This is a genomic window from Parabacteroides sp. AT13 (assembly GCF_002272965.1).
Taxonomy (GTDB): domain Bacteria; phylum Bacteroidota; class Bacteroidia; order Bacteroidales; family Tannerellaceae; genus Parabacteroides; species Parabacteroides distasonis.
Genome location: NZ_NQMH01000001.1, coordinates 3,009,585 through 3,025,929 on the forward strand (window position 1 = coordinate 3,009,585; position 16,345 = coordinate 3,025,929).

Consider the following 16,345-nt stretch of genomic DNA (forward strand, 5'->3'; position numbering starts at 1 on the left):
ATGATAAGTTACCTTCAGATAGATAAGCTGACCAAGAGCTTCGGTGATTTGGTTCTTTTCGAGGATATAACGTTCGGAGTCGCGCAAGGACAGAAGATCGGGTTGATCGCCAAAAACGGGACGGGTAAGACTACCTTATTGAATATTATCGGTGGTAAGGAGGATTACGACTCGGGTGAGGTGGTTTTCCGGAAAGACCTGCGGGTCGGGTATTTGGAGCAATCACCTTCTTATCCGGAAGAACTGACCGTGCTACAGGCTTGCTTCCACTCGAAGAACGAGACTGTCCAGTTGATAGCTGAGTACGAGGAGGCGATGGCGAAAGAGGATCACTCGAATCTGGAGGACATCCTTACCCGTATGGATAGCTTCAAGGCGTGGGATTATGAGCAAAAGGCGAAACAAATCCTCGGGCAGTTGAAGATTCATAACTTCAATCAGAAGATCGGGGAATTGTCCGGAGGGCAGTTGAAACGGGTAGCCTTGGCGAATGTCTTGATCACGGACCCTGAATTGATTATCTTGGATGAGCCGACGAACCATTTGGATCTGGAAATGACCGAGTGGCTGGAAGATTATCTGAGCCGGGCCAATATCAGTATCTTGATGGTGACGCACGACCGTTACTTCTTGGATCGTGTTTGTAGTGAGATCATCGAGATCGATAATAAACAAATCTATTCGTATAAAGGTAATTATAGTTATTATCTGGAGAAACGCCAAGAGCGTGTCGAGGCGATGAACGCCGACGTGGAGCGTGCGAAGAATCTTCTCCGTACGGAACTGGATTGGATGCGCCGCCAGCCGCAGGCACGGGGCACGAAAGCGAAGTACCGTATCGATGCCTTTTATGAGCTGGAAAAGAAAGCGAAGCAACAACGGGATACCGGAAAGGTGAACTTGGACGTGAAGGCTTCTTACATCGGTTCGAAGATTTTCGAGGCGGTGAATGTAAGCAAACGTTTCGGTGATTTGAAGATTACGGAGGATTTCAACTATATTTTCGCCCGTTACGAGAAGATGGGTATTGTCGGGAATAACGGTACGGGCAAATCTACCTTTATCAAGATGCTGATGGGGGAGGTGGCTCCCGATAGCGGCCATTTCGATGTGGGCGAGACCGTTCGCTTTGGCTATTATAGTCAAGATGGCTTGAAGTTCGATGAGCAAATGAAAGTGATCGACGTGGTGCAGGCGATCGCCGAATACGTGGATTTGGGTAACGGACAGAAGATGGGAGTGTCCCAGTTTTTGAACTATTTCCTGTTCACGCCGGAGAAACAGCATAATTACGTTTATAAATTGAGCGGTGGCGAGAAGCGTCGCCTCTATTTATGTACGGTATTGATGCGTAGCCCGAACTTCTTGGTGCTTGATGAGCCGACCAATGATCTGGATATCGTGACCTTGAACGTATTGGAGGAATACCTTCGTAACTTCAAGGGGTGTGCTATCGTCGTTTCCCACGACCGTTACTTTATGGATAAGGTGGTAGATCACCTGCTGGTTTTCCGGGGTAACGCTGATATCAAGGATTTCCCCGGCAACTATACGCAGTACCGGGATTGGAAAGATGTGCAAGACCAACTGGAAAAAGAGGCGGAGGCTGCTTTGCAAGCGAGACAAAACCCGGCTCCGGAGAAACCGTCTCGTCCTGTCAATGAGCAAAAGAAAAAACTCACTTTCAAGGAACGGAAAGAGTTCGAGGCCCTAGAGGAGGAGATACCGGCTTTGGAGGCGGAGAAGGCGGAGTTGGAGACTGCGATGAGCAGTGGTACTTTGCCTACGGACGAGCTTATGGCTAAATCTCAACGGATCACCCAAGTCATGGAAGAGATCGACGAGAAAACGATGCGCTGGCTGGAGTTGAGTGAGCTGGCATAAGTAATAATGAGGAATGAGCGAGACTAAACCTGTACTTTGGAACCGGAATTTCGTCCAATGTTGTATCTCTTACTTCTTGATGAATTTCGCCTTTTATATGTTGATGCCTACCATGCCGGTCTATCTGGTAGAGGAATTGGGCATCAGCACGTCCGAGGTGGGGATGGTCTTGTCTAGCTATACGATCGGGTTGCTGTGCGTGCGCCCGTTCTCGGGATATCTGGTGGATTGTTTCTCCCGCAAACCGTTATATGTATTCGCCTTCACGATATTCGCCTGTTTGTTTGCCGGTTATTGGTTTGCTATGACAGTCTATACGATCATGGCGGTTCGTTTCATCCAAGGCGGGTTTATGGGACTGACCTCAGTCTCTGGCAATACGATTACGATAGACGTGATCCCTTCCAAGCGAAGAGGAGAGGGCATGGGCTTTTACGGATTGACGATCAATCTCGCCATGTCTTTGGCTCCTTTGGTGGCGGTCGGGCTGTACGATCGGCATGGTTTCTTCTGGATCATAGGGGTCGCTTTGGTGATCGCGTTGGTCGGGATCGGCTCCGTCGGGCTGATCCGTTATCCGAAACGGGAGAAAGTGCCTCGTCCGGCCTTCTCGTTGGATCGTTTTATCTTGGTAAAAGCGCTTCCTGCGGCCTTGGCCTATTTGCTGGTCGCTATACCTTATGGGATGTTGCTCTCGTTCGTGGTATTATATGGTAAAGAGATCGAGGTGCCGAACCCAGGCTATTTCTTTATATGTATGGCGATCGGTGTAGGGACGGCCCGTTTGATTTCCGGGCGGTTGGTGGACCATGGCAAGATCCATGTCGTGTCCATCGTATCCTTGGTTTCTTTAGCGATCTCGTTTTCCGTGTTCGCTACCGTACATACATCATTTGTCTTTTTCGCTTGCGCCTTGGCGATCGGTATCGGTTTTGGCGTGAGTGTACCGGCTTTTCAATGTCTTTTCGTGAATGTCGCTCCGCACCATATGCGCGGTACGGCCACTTCTACCTACTTGACCTCTTTCGATTTCGGGATGGGGATCGGGATGCTGTCCGCCGGCTTTATCGCTACCCATACCAATCTGGCTACCGCCTACGGAGTCGGGGCGGTTTGTTGCCTTCTTTCCTTATTCGTCTATATCCGCTTGGTAAAAGCCTCGTACGAGAGGAATAAGCTGATTTCTTGATCCGCTTGATTCCCGGTTTCGTCTAAACCTACGGCGTACTTCGTCGATTCTTCCTTTTCTAGCGGGAAACCTCACCCTATATTTGTATCAAAGATCACAGAGAAATAGGTTTTTAAGGTTTAACAAATGAAAGGAATAGGTAGTATGAAACGTTTAGTAATGGCTATGTCAGCCTTGTTGGTAAGTGTGACAATGAGTTTTGCGCAGGAATCGAGCTTACATAAAGAACCGTTTGTAGTCAATGTGGGCCAATTGGTAAGCTATCTGGAATTACGTCCCAGCCAGATTAATGAGGTAGCGATGATCAACGATTATTTTAGGGAAAAGCAAAGCGAGGGCTTGAGGGGAAGTCATAAAATGCGGGATAAACGGATGCGGCAAGCCGTATTTGGCAACTTAAAGTTGATGAAAAAGGCGTTAAGCACCGATCAATATCGGAAATACGTGGCTTTGATCAACGTAACGAACAATAATAACCGGATGATGAGCGGGCTTTCCTTCCCCGATGTTTATCTAGCCGATAAATAAGTAAAGGATAGATGTAAAGTATCAAGCTATTGCATAAAAAGTATCTTGTGACTGTATCTATTCTAGAAACCACGTCGTGGTCTGTATAGATCATGTCGTGGTTTTTATAGACCACGCTGTGGTTTGTATAATCCACGACGGAGATTATAGAATAGATACGGTATCGTATAAGAATACAGCTAGGCTTGTATAAGAATATATCTAGGCTTTTGTTTGTTTATAAACGGTGTCTATGATGAAATAGATAGTGTTTATCGTAATATGTATTACAAAATGATTGCTATATGCCTTGATATATATCAATAACGTCAATTGTTTGCAAAAATTAACCGTATTGAAGAACAATGTTATAAAACATACTGTTATATTTGCAGTAACAAAAAGAGAAAGATGGAAGATGCGGAAACGCCGCATTTATTAGTTAAGGTCTTAGTTTAGGTTTAAATTTTAGGTATTATGAGACGTTTAGGTATGATGGTAGTCGCTTTAATGATGGTAGCGACAATGAGCTTCGCTCAAAAGGTTAGTGATTCAAAGAGTATGAGTTTCGATAAGCTAAGCAGATATTTGCAGCTTGACGCAAACCAGATCGCTGAGGTGTCAGAGATTAATACTTACTTCGAGAATCAATTAGGTCAACCCCTGTCTGCGGAAGCGCTTTGCAATAACGCAAGACCGGAAGAAACTCGCAACGCATTGTTGTGTAATTTGAAACTGATGAAACGTGCATTGACTAAAGATCAATATCGTAAATATGTAGCGTTGATTAATGTGACTCGCGCTAATCAGGAAGATAAGGTTTCTAATCCGCTTTTGGACAGCTATTTGGCTGAGAAGTAATTAAGCCAATGTGATTGGGCTATGTGTTTTTAAGGTTTTTGTTTAGGTTTAACAATTTAAGGTTTTTAGGTATTATGAAACGTTTTGGAATGGCAGTCGCAGCCTTATTGATGTGTGCGACAATGAGCTTCGCTCAGAAACCGAGTTTGAGTAGAGAACCGTTTGTGGTAAGTACAGAGAAGTTAGCGAACTATTTGCAATTGACTCCGAGCCAGTTGGACGAGGTAGCTAACATCAACGAATATTTCATCGAGATGCAGAATGCGAGCGTAAAAGCTAGCGCTAAATTGCAGGATAAGAAAATGTATCAAGCGGTTTACGGTAACTTGAAGTTGATGAAGAAGGCTTTGAGCCCGGATCAATATCGTAAGTATGTTACTTTATTGAACATCACGAACAATAACAACCGTACGCTGGGTATTAATACGTTCCCGGAAGTGTACTTAGCGGATAACGCAAGTAAGTAATTTATACTATATAAGAGTGTGTCCCCCACTATTTCCTGTCAAAAGGTAAATAGTGGGGATACTTTTTTTTAAGGCTCGCGTATAAATCGAAGAAGATTGTGTAAGTTTGCGGCGTTTTACAAATAACGCTTAATTCGAGTCATGACAACACAACAACTTTTAGTCCCTTCTAATGCTACTTTGAAGAGAAATGTAATGGACTACTCCTTAATCGTGGTAGGTTCATTTTTGCAGGCACTTAGTTACGTGCTTTTCCTAGCGCCTTACAAAATCGTACCGGGAGGTGTGTATGGTATCTCTATCGTAATCCACTATGTGACGAAAGATTTGTTCCCGTTCTTCCCGGATGGTTTGCCGATGGGTGCGACGGCGCTTTGCTTCAATATCCCGTTGATGATTTTGGCGATGAAAAAGATCGGATTGTCTTCCGGCCCGAAGACGATCGTTACTTTCTTGCTGATCTCTATATTTACCGACTCATTATCTTATTTCCTTACCGATCCATTGGTGGAGAACGATGCCTTTATCGCCGCCTTTTACGGTGGAGCTATTTTAGGATTGGGTGTGACTTGTATTTTCCGGGCGCAAAGTACGAGTGCCGGTACGGATGTATTGGCACGTGTGATCGCTAATGACTCCAACTTGAAGGTCAGCAATATGATCATCGTATTGGATTCTGCGGTCGTATTGTTGGGCTTGATCGTATTTAAGGATTGGGCGGTACCTTTGTATTCTTGGTTTACTATTTTCGTATATGGAAAAATCGTGGAGATGTTCCAGACGGAGAATCCGAACCGTGCCGTCTTCATTGTCTCTCGTAAGACACAGGAGTTGAAGACCTTGATAGTCGATAAAATGGGTATGAGGGGTACTTTTATCCACGGTAAGGGAATGTATCAGGGAAATGAGACTGAGATTATATTCACGATCGCTGAACGAAAAGATATGCCCCGCTTGAAAGATGAGGTGAAAGAGATCGATCCGAATGCCTTTGTTTCTACGATGCACGCTAGCAAGGATTCGCCACGGCCGGGTATTTAATAGAATTAAGAATTATTCCGTATATTTGTGGGTAGGCTAATATTAATATCGGTTTTGAATGATGGATAGAAGAGGTTTTTTGAAGAATGCTACGCTTGTGAGCGCTGCTTGTTTGATGGATTTCAGGGAGGCTTTGGCGTGGGGCGCTAAGGATGCTGAAGTAGGAAAAGCATGGAAAGGATGGAAAAAGGGGCAGTTCCAGATTCATCTGATTTATACCGGGGTGTCGGAATCGATGTTCTTGATTTTCCCCGACGGTACAACGATGCTGCTTGATTGTGGTGATCATAATGCGGTTGGGCGCGGTAAATTGGCTGTGCCGGTGCTTCCCAATCCCGATCGGCATGCCGGGGAGTGGATCTCACGCTATGTCCGGAGAGTGAACCCTCAGAAGGATTATGTTGATTATATGATGTTGACGCACTATCATTCAGATCACGGTGGCAACAATAAATTCTACGCTCGTAAGGAGACGAGGGATGGTAAGGATTACTACCTAAGTGGATTCTCTCAGGCTGCCGAGTACCTTACGTTTGGCAAGGCTTTTGACCGTTGCTGGCCCGACTACAACGATCCTCTTCCTTTGACCCAGGAGGCAGCCGATGCTTTTGAGCACATGAAGGATTTTTACGACTATATGTTGGCTCATAAGAAGATGGAGATTGAGAAGTTCTGTCTTGGCGAAACCAACCAGATCGCCATGAAGAAAGACGCTACGGCATATCCGGGATTCTCGGTAAGAAATATCTGTGCCAACGGCCGCATTGCCGATAAGGAGGGGAATATACGTGACCTCTATGCGGAGCGCAAGAAATCCAATCCGGTTAAGTTCAGTGAAAACGGAATGAGCCTGGGCATGATCTTTACCTACGGCGATTTCAAATTCTATACGGCGGGAGACTTCTCTGATGGCTGGGAGTTGCCTAATGGAAAGAGATTCGAGATAGAGGATGCGATAGCCGACGTGGTTGAGCCGGTGAGTGTGGCGAAAATCAATCACCACGGACACAAGTCAATGACTGATAAGCTCGTGGCTGCGTTGCGTCCGCGTGTAGTTGTCAACAACGTGTGGGATCAGCTTCATACGCTGCCCTCGGTCATGGAGCGTTTTTATAACCGGAATCTTTATCCCGGCGAGCGCATCGTGTGTCCTACCGTGTTTCCCGCGGAGCGTCGTGCCGAGGATGCCGGACAGCCGTGGCTTGATATACTTAACCCCTCGTCGTTTGATGCCGGTCATGTGATTGTCAATGTCGAGGAGGGAGGCAAGGACTATTCGGTTACTTACCTCACTGCCGATGATGAGTCGATGACTGTAAAGAGCGTGATGCGGTTCAAGTCATAAACGGCTTGAATTTGGTGTCAACTGTCAACTAAAATGCCTATCTTTGCATCATAAAAACGAATAAATATAGAATAATAATGCCCAACATCTCACAAAGAGGAGTCGAAATGCCCGCTTCCCCGATCCGGAAGCTGGCTCCATTGGCCGATGCTGCCAAACAGAGAGGAGTTCATGTGTATCACCTGAATATCGGTCAGCCCGACCTTCCCACTCCGCGAGCGGCACTCGATGCGATCCGTAATGTCGATCGTACGGTGTTGGAATATAGCCCTAGTCAGGGATATCGCAGTTATCGCGAGAAGTTGGTTGGATATTATAAAAAGTATGATATTAATCTTACGGCTGACGATATTATCATCACTACCGGTGGTTCGGAGGCTGTTTTGTTTGCCTTCTTGAGTTGCTTGAATCCGGGTGATGAGATTATCGTACCGGAACCTGCTTATGCCAATTATATGGCATTCGCTATCTCGGCAGGAGCCGTGATCCGGACAGTGACGACTACGATAGAGGAAGGATTTTCTCTTCCGAAAGTGGAAAAATTCGAGGAGTTGATCAATGAGCGTACCAAAGCGATCCTGATCTGTAACCCGAACAATCCTACGGGTTATTTGTATACGCGTCGTGAGATGAATCAAATCCGGGATATCGTAAAGAAATATGATCTTTATCTTTTCTCGGATGAGGTATACCGGGAGTTTATCTATACCGGTTCCCCGTATATCTCGGCTTGTCATCTGGAAGGTATCGAGCAGAACGTGGTATTGATCGATTCTGTCTCCAAACGCTATTCGGAATGCGGTATCCGTATCGGTGCGTTGATTACGAAAAATGCCGAGGTGCGTAGTGCCGTCATGAAGTTCTGCCAAGCTCGTTTAAGCCCGCCTTTGATCGGACAGATCGCTGCCGAGGCCTCTTTGGATGCTTCCGAGGAGTATGCCCGTGAGACTTATGACGAGTATGTGGAACGGCGTAAATGCTTGATCGATGGCTTAAACCGTATTCCCGGCGTTTATTCTCCCATACCGATGGGCGCTTTCTATACGGTGGCTAAACTTCCGGTGGATGATGCCGATAAGTTCTGCGCTTGGTGTCTGGAAGAGTTTGAATACGAGGGTCAGACGGTCATGATGGCACCGGCGTCGGGTTTTTACACGACACCGGGACTTGGTAAGAATGAGGTTCGTATGGCCTATGTTTTGAAAAAGGAAGATCTTGCGAAAGCTTTGACGGTGTTATCAAAGGCGTTGGAAGCTTATCCGGGAAGAATGTTATAAATGAATTTAGAGCTATTTATCGCCGAAAAGATACATTTCAGCAAGGAGGGGGATCGTGAGGTTACTCCTCCCGCTGTTTGTATTGCCATGATCGGGATCGCTTTGGGATTGGCGGTGATGATCCTTTCGGTGGCGATCGTGATAGGCTTTAAGAAAGAGGTCCGGAACAAGGTGATCGGTTTCGGCTCGCATATCCAGATCACGAATTTCGATAGTAATTCTTCCTATGAGTCGCAGCCGATAGCGGTTAGCGATACTTTATTGAATGCGCTCGATGCATTCCCCGGTATTCGCCATGTCGAGAAATTCGCAACGAAGCTAGGTATCTTGAAGACTGACCAAGACTTTCAAGGTATTGTCTTGAAAGGGGTGGATACGGATTATGACTGGACTTTCTTCAAGGATAATTTAAAAGAGGGCGAGATCTTTACGATCCAGCCGGATAAGAACTCTACGGATGTTATTATTTCCAAGTATTTGTCAGATCTGCTAGGACTAAAGGTAGGGGATTCTTTCCTGACTTATTTTGTGCAAGACGATGTGCGTGCCCGTAAGTTCACGATCACGGGGATTTATGAGACGGGTTTCCTTGATTATGACAAGATGTTCGTAATCGCCGATATTAAGCAGATACGTCGCTTGAACGGTTGGGATAAAGATCAAGTAAGCGGACTGGAGTTGCAAGTGGATGACTATGATCGTTTGGACCAAGTGGCCGAGGATATTTATTTCGATCTGACGGAACGGCAAGACCGAAATGGTAATACGTTTTACGCCCGCTCGATCAAGGAGTTGAACCCGATGATCTTTAATTGGCTGGATGTGCTAGACATTAATGTGGTGGTTATCTTGGCGCTGATGCTTTCCGTCGCAGGGTTTACCATGATCTCAGGATTATTGATCATAATCTTGGAACGTACCAATATGATCGGAATCCTAAAAGCCTTGGGACAAAATAATAACAGTATTCGCAAGATTTTCTTGTATGTCTCTTTCTTCTTGATCGGCAAAGGAATGTTGTGGGGGAATATCATCGGTATCTCTCTTTGTTTGCTTCAATCTCATTTCCATATTATCCAATTAGACCCTTCTATTTATTATTTGGATGCCGTGCCTATCGATCTGAGTCTATTTTCACTGTTCCTTTTGAATATAGGGACATTGGCCGCCTCCATGTTGATGATGCTGGGACCTTCCTATTTGATTACGAAGATTGATCCGGCCAAGAGTATCCGTTTTGAATAAAAGCCGTATCTTTGGCATACGTTCTAGTTTTGCCGGATTGATATGACAGATCTTATCTCTAAAGAAAAGCGTAGCTATATCATGTCTATGATTAAGGGCAAGAATACAAAGCCCGAGATTATAGTCCGTAAATACCTGTTCCATTGTGGCTTTCGCTTTCGTGTGAATGTAAAGCGCCTTCCCGGTACCCCTGATATCGTATTGCGTAAATATAAGACCGCTATCTTCGTGAACGGCTGTTTCTGGCATGGGCACGAGGGTTGCCCGGAATTTCGTCCTCCCCGTACCCGGGTAGAGTGGTGGACCGAGAAACTAAACCGGAATAAAGCTCGGGATGCCCGTGTACGTGAGGAATTACGAGCGATGGGCTGGAATACGATGGTGATTTGGGAATGCCAGCTTAAACCCAAAGAACGGCAAGCTACTTTAGAAAATGTCGTCCGTTTATTGGAAAAGACGTATGTGGAATCTACCTATCATGCGAAGTTTACCCCAGCCTACCCGCTACTAGAGGAGGAAGAACTTCCCAAAGTGGCGGAAGAAGAGATATCCTATGAGAGTGCTCATCATTATTAATTCTCCAACCGGAACGTATAATCCTTCCTACTTCTGAAAAGCCGGTAAATACGGACATATCCATTGAATATGGGTTGAATAAACTCCAGCAGGAATAACCAACCGATAGTAGGGCTTTGTTGAAGCATTCGAGCCGATTTGCCGAAAACGATTGCCTTGATTATAAAACGTATCAAATATAATAATACGGCGATCAAGGAGATTAGCCAGTTGCCCTGTAATCCGATCACAACCGTAGCGATAACCGATACTTGGAAAAGGAAGAAACAAGTGGATTCGAGATGATAGAATGTCAAGGCGCTTCCTTTGTAATACCGTTGAGTGGCGGCACGGGAAACCTTCATCTCTTTCCAGATTCCAAAACGTTCGATTTGATCCATTTCCGTTAGGCTGTCCGGAGTGTAGATTACTTTCGTATTCTCCTTGGTCGAGGCTTCGTTGATGAATAAGTCATCGTCTCCCGCATGCAAGTTCAAGGATTGGTAGTAACCTTTATGCTTGAAGAATAACTCTTTCCGATAAGATAAATTTCGTCCGTTTCCGGTATATGGGTGATGGGAGAGGGCGGAAGATAGATAACGTAAACCCGTCAATAAGTTATCATAGGCGATCAACTTATGAAAGAATCCCTTGTAGTTGCTGTATTTGCAGTAGCCCAAGACAATACTGGTCTCGGGTGTGTATCCACCAACCATGGCAGATAACCATTGATCGTTGAGCGGTTGGCAATTCGCCTCCGTGAATAGAAGAATATCGTATTTGGCCGCTTTCACGCCTAGGGTAAACGCCAGTTTACGGCGGCTTAGGTAACGAGCGTCCGAGGGGACGTAAGTATGATACAAATGTTTATACTCATTTTGAAAGAACTTTAGCGTATCGTCAGTATCGTCGCTCGAGCCATCGTTGATAACGACTACCTGATATTCCGGGTAATCTTGTGTAAGTAACGCAGGAAGGTGTTTCTTGAGGTTCTCAGAATCATTTTTAGCGTATATGATGATGGATACGGGGAGTTTATTACCTTCCTCTAAGGTATCATCCGTTCGTCTTGACGCACGTAAAAGGCGGGCATAAGCGATCAGATAATAAAGAGATAAGATAACGAACCCTATTAAGGTGATTCCCAATAGGAAAAGCTCTGTATTATTGAGTAGAAACATAATAATGTGCCAATGTGATTAATATGCCAATGTGCCAATATCATTAATGAGCCAATATGATTAATACGCCAATGTGCCAATAAGCTACTCAAGGTATTTACATTGGCACATTGATCAATTGGCTCATTATTTTATCGTATCGGAATAATAGGCTTTCGGTAAATGGCGGCAGTTGTATTGGGAGGCCATGACCTCGCCATAAGCGCCGGCGGAACGAAGGGCGATCAAGTCGCCACGATGAGCCTTATTCAACTCTACATCCTTACCGAATACATCCGATGACTCACAGATCGGGCCCACTACATCGTAAGTCTCTACTGCCTCATCGCTGCTGATGTTCTCGATACGGTGATAAGCGTCGTACATCGCCGGGCGGATCAATTCCGTGAAACCTGCATCAAGGATAGCGAATTTCTTCGTCTCTCCTTCCTTGACATATAATACCTTAGAGATTAATGTTCCGCATTGAGCGACGATCGAACGTCCCGGCTCAAAATGTACCTGTTGACCCGGACGTACTTGAAGCAGTTTATGAATGGCTGCGAAATAGTTATCGAAAGCCGGGATCGATAAATGATTCGGGTGATAGTAATCGATACCTAGTCCACCTCCGAAGTTTAGGTTCTCCACTGTAACCCCATGAGCTTCCAGTTCTTCCTGTATCTCGTTGAAACGAATTACCAAATTGCGGAAGCTAGACATATCCGTGATCTGTGAACCGATATGGCTATGGATACCGATCAACTTCACATTCTTCATCTCCTTTAATTTATCCAGTACACCTCCTAATTGGCTAAGGTTGATACCGAATTTATTCTCTTTCATACCCGTCGTGATCTTGGCATGCGTATGGGCATCCACTTCCGGGTTGATACGAAGGGCGATAGAGGCTACTTTATTTTTAGCGGCCGCCAGCTCATTGATGATTTCCAGCTCAACGGCAGATTCCACGTTAAAGCAGAAAATATCATTGTCCAGTCCTAGGTTGATCTCCCAATCCGCTTTGCCAACACCGGCAAAGACAATCTTATCGGCAGGAAAACCGGCATCTAAAGCTGCCTGTACCTCGCCGCCACTTACGCAGTCTGCGCCAAGGCCGTTTGCCGCTATGATGGAAAGGATACGGGGATTGGCATTCGCTTTCACGGCATAATGCACGTGGTAACCATATTTCCCGGATTCGGTTTTTACTACGTCTAATGTGTCTTGCAATAGCTTGACATCATAATAATAAAAAGGCGTAGAAAGCTGCTTGAACTTTTCTACAGGAAATGTTCCTTTGAGCATATTATACGAAATTATATAAAGATAAATAAGGGCAGTCTGTAAAAGGCCGCCCTCGTTTGTTTTTATTTGTTGTTAAATAAATGATCGCTTAGAGCTTGCAGCGCTCTCTGCTTGTCCGAGGCCTTGATCAGCAAGGAGACGTTGTAGTTGCTTCCTCCGTAGGAGATCATACGGACCGGGACATCCTTCATAGCTTGTACGATACAAGCCTCGAAGCCGATGTTATCCCATTCTAGGTCGCCAACCACGCAAACGATAACCATATCCTCGTCTACGGTCACGGTTCCGTACTTCTTCAAATCGTCAACGATCTCTTCCAGATGCTTGCGGTTATCGATCGTAACGGAGACACCCACTTCGGAGGTTGTAACCATATCGATCGGAGTCTGGTAGTTCTCGAAAGTCTCGAATACCTTACGCAAGAAACCTGTAGCTAGCAACATACGTCCGCTCTTGATCTTGATAGAGGTAATATTGTCTTTGGCGGCGACCGCTTTGATCTTACCTTTTTCGATAGCGTTTGAGATCAATGTACCCGGAGCGTCCGGCTGCATCGTATTTAACAAACGAACCGGGATGTTGTTCAATTTAGCCGGCAATATACAAGTCGGGTGAAGGATCTTGGCTCCGAAATAAGCTAATTCGGCAGCTTCCTCGAAATGCAATTGACGGACTGGAGACGTTCCCTGTACGATACGAGGGTCGTTATTGTGCATACCGTCGATGTCTGTCCAGATCTGGATCTCTTCCGCACCGATAGCCGCGCCGATTAAGGATGCGCTATAGTCGCTACCACCCCGTTGCAGGTTATCGATCTCGCCATAAGCGTTGCGGCAGATATAACCTTGTGTGATGTATAGATCAGCATCCTTATTATCAGCGAGTAATTTCACCAATTTCTCTTTGATATAGACAGGGTCCGGTTCCGCGTTCTTATCCGTACGCATATAATCCAAAGCCGGGATCAATACGGATTTCACGCCGCATTCGTTCAAATAAAGATTCATCATACCCGTAGAGATCAACTCTCCTTGTGCCAAGACAACCTTTTCCTCGAACAAGGTAAACAGATCCTTCGTGAACGTACGGATATATTCGAAATGAGATTTTATCAGTTCTTTGGCCTTCTGTTTATATTCCTCGGTGCTGTATAGTTCCTCAACATGGCCCATATATTTCATGGCAAGCTTGTTGATGATCTCATTCGCTCCGTCTGGGTTCTTTTTGTACAGGTAGTCGGAAATCTCGACTAACGAGTTGGTTGTACCCGACATGGCTGACAATACAACGATCTTACGGTCTCCCGTGATCAGTTTCGCTACATCTTTCATTCTCTGTGCAGATCCCACAGAAGTACCGCCAAACTTTAAAACTTTCATCTTCTTTTGTTCTATATTAAATTGTTTTCTTTTTCAATCGAATGCGACCGCAAAGTTACAAAAAAATTATTCTCTGACATCACTTAGACAGGCATTCTCGCATTTTACTATGCGGGCAGGATAATTATGCACGATCGTATAGTTATGAGTGGTCATAATCACCGCCGTTCCCTGCTGGCAGATGTCGTGTAAGAGTTGTACGATTTGTCCGCTCGTCTCCGGGTCCAAGTTGCCGGTCGGCTCATCCGCCAGTATCAACTTGGGGTTGTTCAGAAGGGCACGGGCAATAACGATACGTTGTTGTTCCCCGCCGGATAGCTCATGCGGCATTTTATAGCCTTTGTCTTGCATGCCTACCTGACGGAGCACGTTGTCTATCCGTTCCTTGATCTCGCTTTTCTTTTTCCATCCGGTGGCTTTCAGCACGAATTCCAGATTCTTGGAGACGGAACGGTCGGTCAACAATTGGAAATCTTGGAAGACGATACCTAGTTTCCTACGCAAATAAGGGATATCCTTCCGCTTCATCTTGGTGAGGTTGTAATCCATGATACGTGCCTCGCCTCGCAAGATCGGTATCTCGCAATACAAGGACTTGAGCAGGCTGCTTTTACCGGAGCCTACCTTCCCGATCACATATACGAACTCTCCGTTACGAAGCGTGAGGCATGCGTCGTGTAATACCCTGTTTTCCTCACGGCATATCTCCACGTTCTCTAATTTGAGTAGAATATCTTCTTCCATAGAATTTATCAACCTTTATGTCTTTTCTTTAATTCACGGGCGAGGTCTTCCAGACGAAGTCCCTTGCTTGTCAATAATACGATTAAGTGGTAAACCAAGTCGGATGCCTCATAGATGAAGCCGTCCTCGGTTCCGTTGGTCGCCTCGATAACGGTCTCTACCGCTTCTTCGCCGACTTTCTGGGCCATGCGATTCACGCCTTTCTGGAATAAGGTAGTCGTATAGGAACCTTCCGGCATTTCTTGACGGCGACGCTCGATGAAGTTCTGCAAGTATTTCAAGAACATGATATCCTCTACGTTCTTCTCGCCGAAACAAGTATCCGCTCCCGTATGGCAAACCGGTCCGGCTGGAATCGCCTTGATCAATAATGTATCGTTGTCGCAATCCGCCGTGATGCTAACCACCTGCAACGTATTTCCGCTACTCTCTCCCTTCATCCACAAACGGTTTTTCGTGCGGCTAAAGAATGTAACCTTACCCGTACTTACTGTCTCATCATAAGCTTCTTGATTCATGAAGCCCAACATTAATACCTTACTAGTGTTGTTGTCTTGTACGATAGCGGGAATTAATCCGCCCATTTTCTCGAAATCTAATTTCATCTTTATATATAATGTGTTATATCCTTACATTGATCCCCTCGTCCTTGAGGTATTGCTTCAAGTCGCTAATCCGTATCTCGCCGAAATGGAAAACGCTGGCCGCTAAAGCCGCGCCCGCTTTCCCGTTGGAAAACGTATCCCGGAAATGTTCCATCTTTCCCGCTCCACCGGAGGCGATAACCGGGATATGCAACGTATCGGCCAAGGTAGCCAGAGCGTCGTTCGCGTATCCGTCTTTTACGCCATCGTGCGTCATACTGGTGAAAAGTATCTCGCCGGCGCCACGGCTTTCCGCTTCCGAGGCCCATTGAAACAAATACTTATCCGTCGGGACACGCCCTCCGTTTAGATAGCATAGCCAGTCATTGTTCTCAAAATTAGCGTCGATAGCGACTACGCATACCTGACTACCAAAGTTCTTGGCGATCTCCTCGATTAATGCCGGGTTACGTAAAGCCGCCGAGTTGATCGAGACCTTATCGGCGCCAGCGCTAAGCAAACGATCCACGTCCTTCAATTCGTTGATACCTCCACCCACGGTAAAAGGGATGCTGATATGGGCCGCCACTTGTTTTACCAACTCGGTGAAAGTCTTTCGCCCCTCGTGTGAGGCGGTAATATCCAAGTACACTAATTCGTCGGCCCCTTCACGGCTGTACTGGGCGCCCAACTCCACGGGGTCTCCAGCGTCGCGAAAGTTCACGAAGTTGATGCCTTTTACGGTCTTTCCATCCTTTATATCCAGACAGGGAACAATTCTCTTGGCTAGCATATATCT

The 16,345-nt window shown here is 45.8% G+C and carries 16 protein-coding genes; 10 read left to right on the forward strand and 6 right to left on the reverse strand.

From position 1 onward, the window contains the following. The 10 genes from CI959_RS12575 (at position 1) to CI959_RS12625 (ending at position 10,392) form a co-directional block, all read left to right on the forward strand. Complete coding sequence (locus tag CI959_RS12575; RefSeq protein ID WP_057317139.1) at positions 1-1,884, forward strand: ABC-F family ATP-binding cassette domain-containing protein; 1,884 nt, start codon at positions 1-3, stop codon at positions 1,882-1,884. A gap of 13 nt (positions 1,885-1,897) precedes the next feature. Next, positions 1,898-3,073, forward strand: a complete 1,176-nt coding sequence (locus CI959_RS12580) for an MFS transporter (RefSeq protein WP_005854524.1) — start codon at positions 1,898-1,900, stop codon at positions 3,071-3,073. Positions 3,074-3,217: 144 nt separating this feature from the next. Beyond that, positions 3,218-3,601, forward strand: coding sequence for a hypothetical protein (locus CI959_RS12585; protein ID WP_036631086.1), 384 nt, complete (start codon positions 3,218-3,220; stop codon positions 3,599-3,601). A gap of 456 nt (positions 3,602-4,057) precedes the next feature. Then, positions 4,058-4,441 carry a hypothetical protein gene (locus CI959_RS12595; protein WP_005854530.1) on the forward strand — a complete coding sequence of 128 codons (384 nt, stop codon included), beginning with the start codon at positions 4,058-4,060 and terminating at the stop codon, positions 4,439-4,441. Between the two features lie 74 nt (positions 4,442-4,515). Then, positions 4,516-4,908 (forward strand): hypothetical protein, encoded by a 393-nt coding sequence (locus CI959_RS12600; protein ID WP_011966662.1) that lies wholly within the window; start codon positions 4,516-4,518, stop codon positions 4,906-4,908. Between the two features lie 141 nt (positions 4,909-5,049). Then, positions 5,050-5,949, forward strand: a complete 900-nt coding sequence (locus CI959_RS12605) for a YitT family protein (RefSeq protein ID WP_005854534.1) — start codon at positions 5,050-5,052, stop codon at positions 5,947-5,949. Positions 5,950-6,007: 58 nt separating this feature from the next. Beyond that, positions 6,008-7,294: an MBL fold metallo-hydrolase gene (locus CI959_RS12610; protein ID WP_057317140.1), complete on the forward strand. Its 1,287-nt coding sequence runs from the start codon at positions 6,008-6,010 to the stop codon at positions 7,292-7,294. A 77-nt stretch (positions 7,295-7,371) separates the two neighbouring features. Continuing rightward, entirely contained in the window at positions 7,372-8,571 is a 1,200-nt protein-coding gene (locus tag CI959_RS12615; protein WP_005854538.1) for a pyridoxal phosphate-dependent aminotransferase, read from the forward strand. Next, complete coding sequence (locus CI959_RS12620) at positions 8,572-9,816, forward strand: ABC transporter permease (RefSeq protein ID WP_057317141.1); 1,245 nt, start codon at positions 8,572-8,574, stop codon at positions 9,814-9,816. Positions 9,817-9,858: 42 nt separating this feature from the next. Then, a complete protein-coding gene (locus CI959_RS12625) occupies positions 9,859-10,392 on the forward strand; it encodes a very short patch repair endonuclease (protein ID WP_008780092.1) in 534 nt (177 codons plus the stop codon). On the opposite strand, the gene CI959_RS12630 is transcribed toward CI959_RS12625, so the two are convergent. The 6 genes from CI959_RS12630 to hisF form a co-directional block, all read right to left on the reverse strand. Next, entirely contained in the window at positions 10,389-11,552 is a 1,164-nt protein-coding gene (locus CI959_RS12630; RefSeq protein WP_009018136.1) for a glycosyltransferase, read from the reverse strand. The two genes, CI959_RS12625 and CI959_RS12630, sit on opposite strands and share 4 nt — an antisense overlap. A gap of 126 nt (positions 11,553-11,678) precedes the next feature. Continuing rightward, positions 11,679-12,839, reverse strand: coding sequence for a diaminopimelate decarboxylase (gene lysA, locus CI959_RS12635; protein WP_009018137.1), 1,161 nt, complete (start codon positions 12,837-12,839; stop codon positions 11,679-11,681). A gap of 62 nt (positions 12,840-12,901) precedes the next feature. Beyond that, the gene (locus tag CI959_RS12640) at positions 12,902-14,218 is read right to left on the reverse strand and encodes an aspartate kinase (protein WP_009018138.1); all 1,317 of its coding nucleotides are present in this window, start codon (positions 14,216-14,218) and stop codon (positions 12,902-12,904) included. A 66-nt stretch (positions 14,219-14,284) separates the two neighbouring features. Next, a complete protein-coding gene (locus CI959_RS12645; protein ID WP_005854551.1) occupies positions 14,285-14,962 on the reverse strand; it encodes a cell division ATP-binding protein FtsE in 678 nt (225 codons plus the stop codon). Between the two features lie 8 nt (positions 14,963-14,970). Beyond that, the gene (gene hisIE, locus CI959_RS12650; RefSeq protein WP_005854554.1) at positions 14,971-15,567 is read right to left on the reverse strand and encodes a bifunctional phosphoribosyl-AMP cyclohydrolase/phosphoribosyl-ATP diphosphatase HisIE; all 597 of its coding nucleotides are present in this window, start codon (positions 15,565-15,567) and stop codon (positions 14,971-14,973) included. A gap of 16 nt (positions 15,568-15,583) precedes the next feature. Beyond that, on the reverse strand, positions 15,584-16,339 hold the full coding sequence (gene hisF, locus CI959_RS12655) for an imidazole glycerol phosphate synthase subunit HisF (RefSeq protein ID WP_009275763.1): 756 nt from the start codon (positions 16,337-16,339) through the stop codon (positions 15,584-15,586). Positions 16,340-16,345 lie beyond the last annotated feature (6 nt).

What these genes read in the sequence shown, in the direction of transcription:
- CI959_RS12575 (WP_057317139.1), top strand. Translation starts at nt 1, where the DNA reads ATGATAAGTTACCTTCAGATAGATAAGCTGACCAAGAGCTTCGGTGAT.
- CI959_RS12580 (WP_005854524.1), top strand. Translation starts at nt 1,898, where the DNA reads ATGAGCGAGACTAAACCTGTACTTTGGAACCGGAATTTCGTCCAATGT.
- CI959_RS12585 (WP_036631086.1), top strand. Translation starts at nt 3,218, where the DNA reads ATGAAACGTTTAGTAATGGCTATGTCAGCCTTGTTGGTAAGTGTGACA.
- CI959_RS12595 (WP_005854530.1), top strand. Translation starts at nt 4,058, where the DNA reads ATGAGACGTTTAGGTATGATGGTAGTCGCTTTAATGATGGTAGCGACA.
- CI959_RS12600 (WP_011966662.1), top strand. Translation starts at nt 4,516, where the DNA reads ATGAAACGTTTTGGAATGGCAGTCGCAGCCTTATTGATGTGTGCGACA.
- CI959_RS12605 (WP_005854534.1), top strand. Translation starts at nt 5,050, where the DNA reads ATGACAACACAACAACTTTTAGTCCCTTCTAATGCTACTTTGAAGAGA.
- CI959_RS12610 (WP_057317140.1), top strand. Translation starts at nt 6,008, where the DNA reads ATGATGGATAGAAGAGGTTTTTTGAAGAATGCTACGCTTGTGAGCGCT.
- CI959_RS12615 (WP_005854538.1), top strand. Translation starts at nt 7,372, where the DNA reads ATGCCCAACATCTCACAAAGAGGAGTCGAAATGCCCGCTTCCCCGATC.
- CI959_RS12620 (WP_057317141.1), top strand. Translation starts at nt 8,572, where the DNA reads ATGAATTTAGAGCTATTTATCGCCGAAAAGATACATTTCAGCAAGGAG.
- CI959_RS12625 (WP_008780092.1), top strand. Translation starts at nt 9,859, where the DNA reads ATGACAGATCTTATCTCTAAAGAAAAGCGTAGCTATATCATGTCTATG.
- CI959_RS12630 (WP_009018136.1), bottom strand. Translation starts at nt 11,552, where the DNA reads ATGTTTCTACTCAATAATACAGAGCTTTTCCTATTGGGAATCACCTTA.
- lysA (WP_009018137.1), bottom strand. Translation starts at nt 12,839, where the DNA reads ATGCTCAAAGGAACATTTCCTGTAGAAAAGTTCAAGCAGCTTTCTACG.
- CI959_RS12640 (WP_009018138.1), bottom strand. Translation starts at nt 14,218, where the DNA reads ATGAAAGTTTTAAAGTTTGGCGGTACTTCTGTGGGATCTGCACAGAGA.
- CI959_RS12645 (WP_005854551.1), bottom strand. Translation starts at nt 14,962, where the DNA reads ATGGAAGAAGATATTCTACTCAAATTAGAGAACGTGGAGATATGCCGT.
- hisIE (WP_005854554.1), bottom strand. Translation starts at nt 15,567, where the DNA reads ATGAAATTAGATTTCGAGAAAATGGGCGGATTAATTCCCGCTATCGTA.
- hisF (WP_009275763.1), bottom strand. Translation starts at nt 16,339, where the DNA reads ATGCTAGCCAAGAGAATTGTTCCCTGTCTGGATATAAAGGATGGAAAG.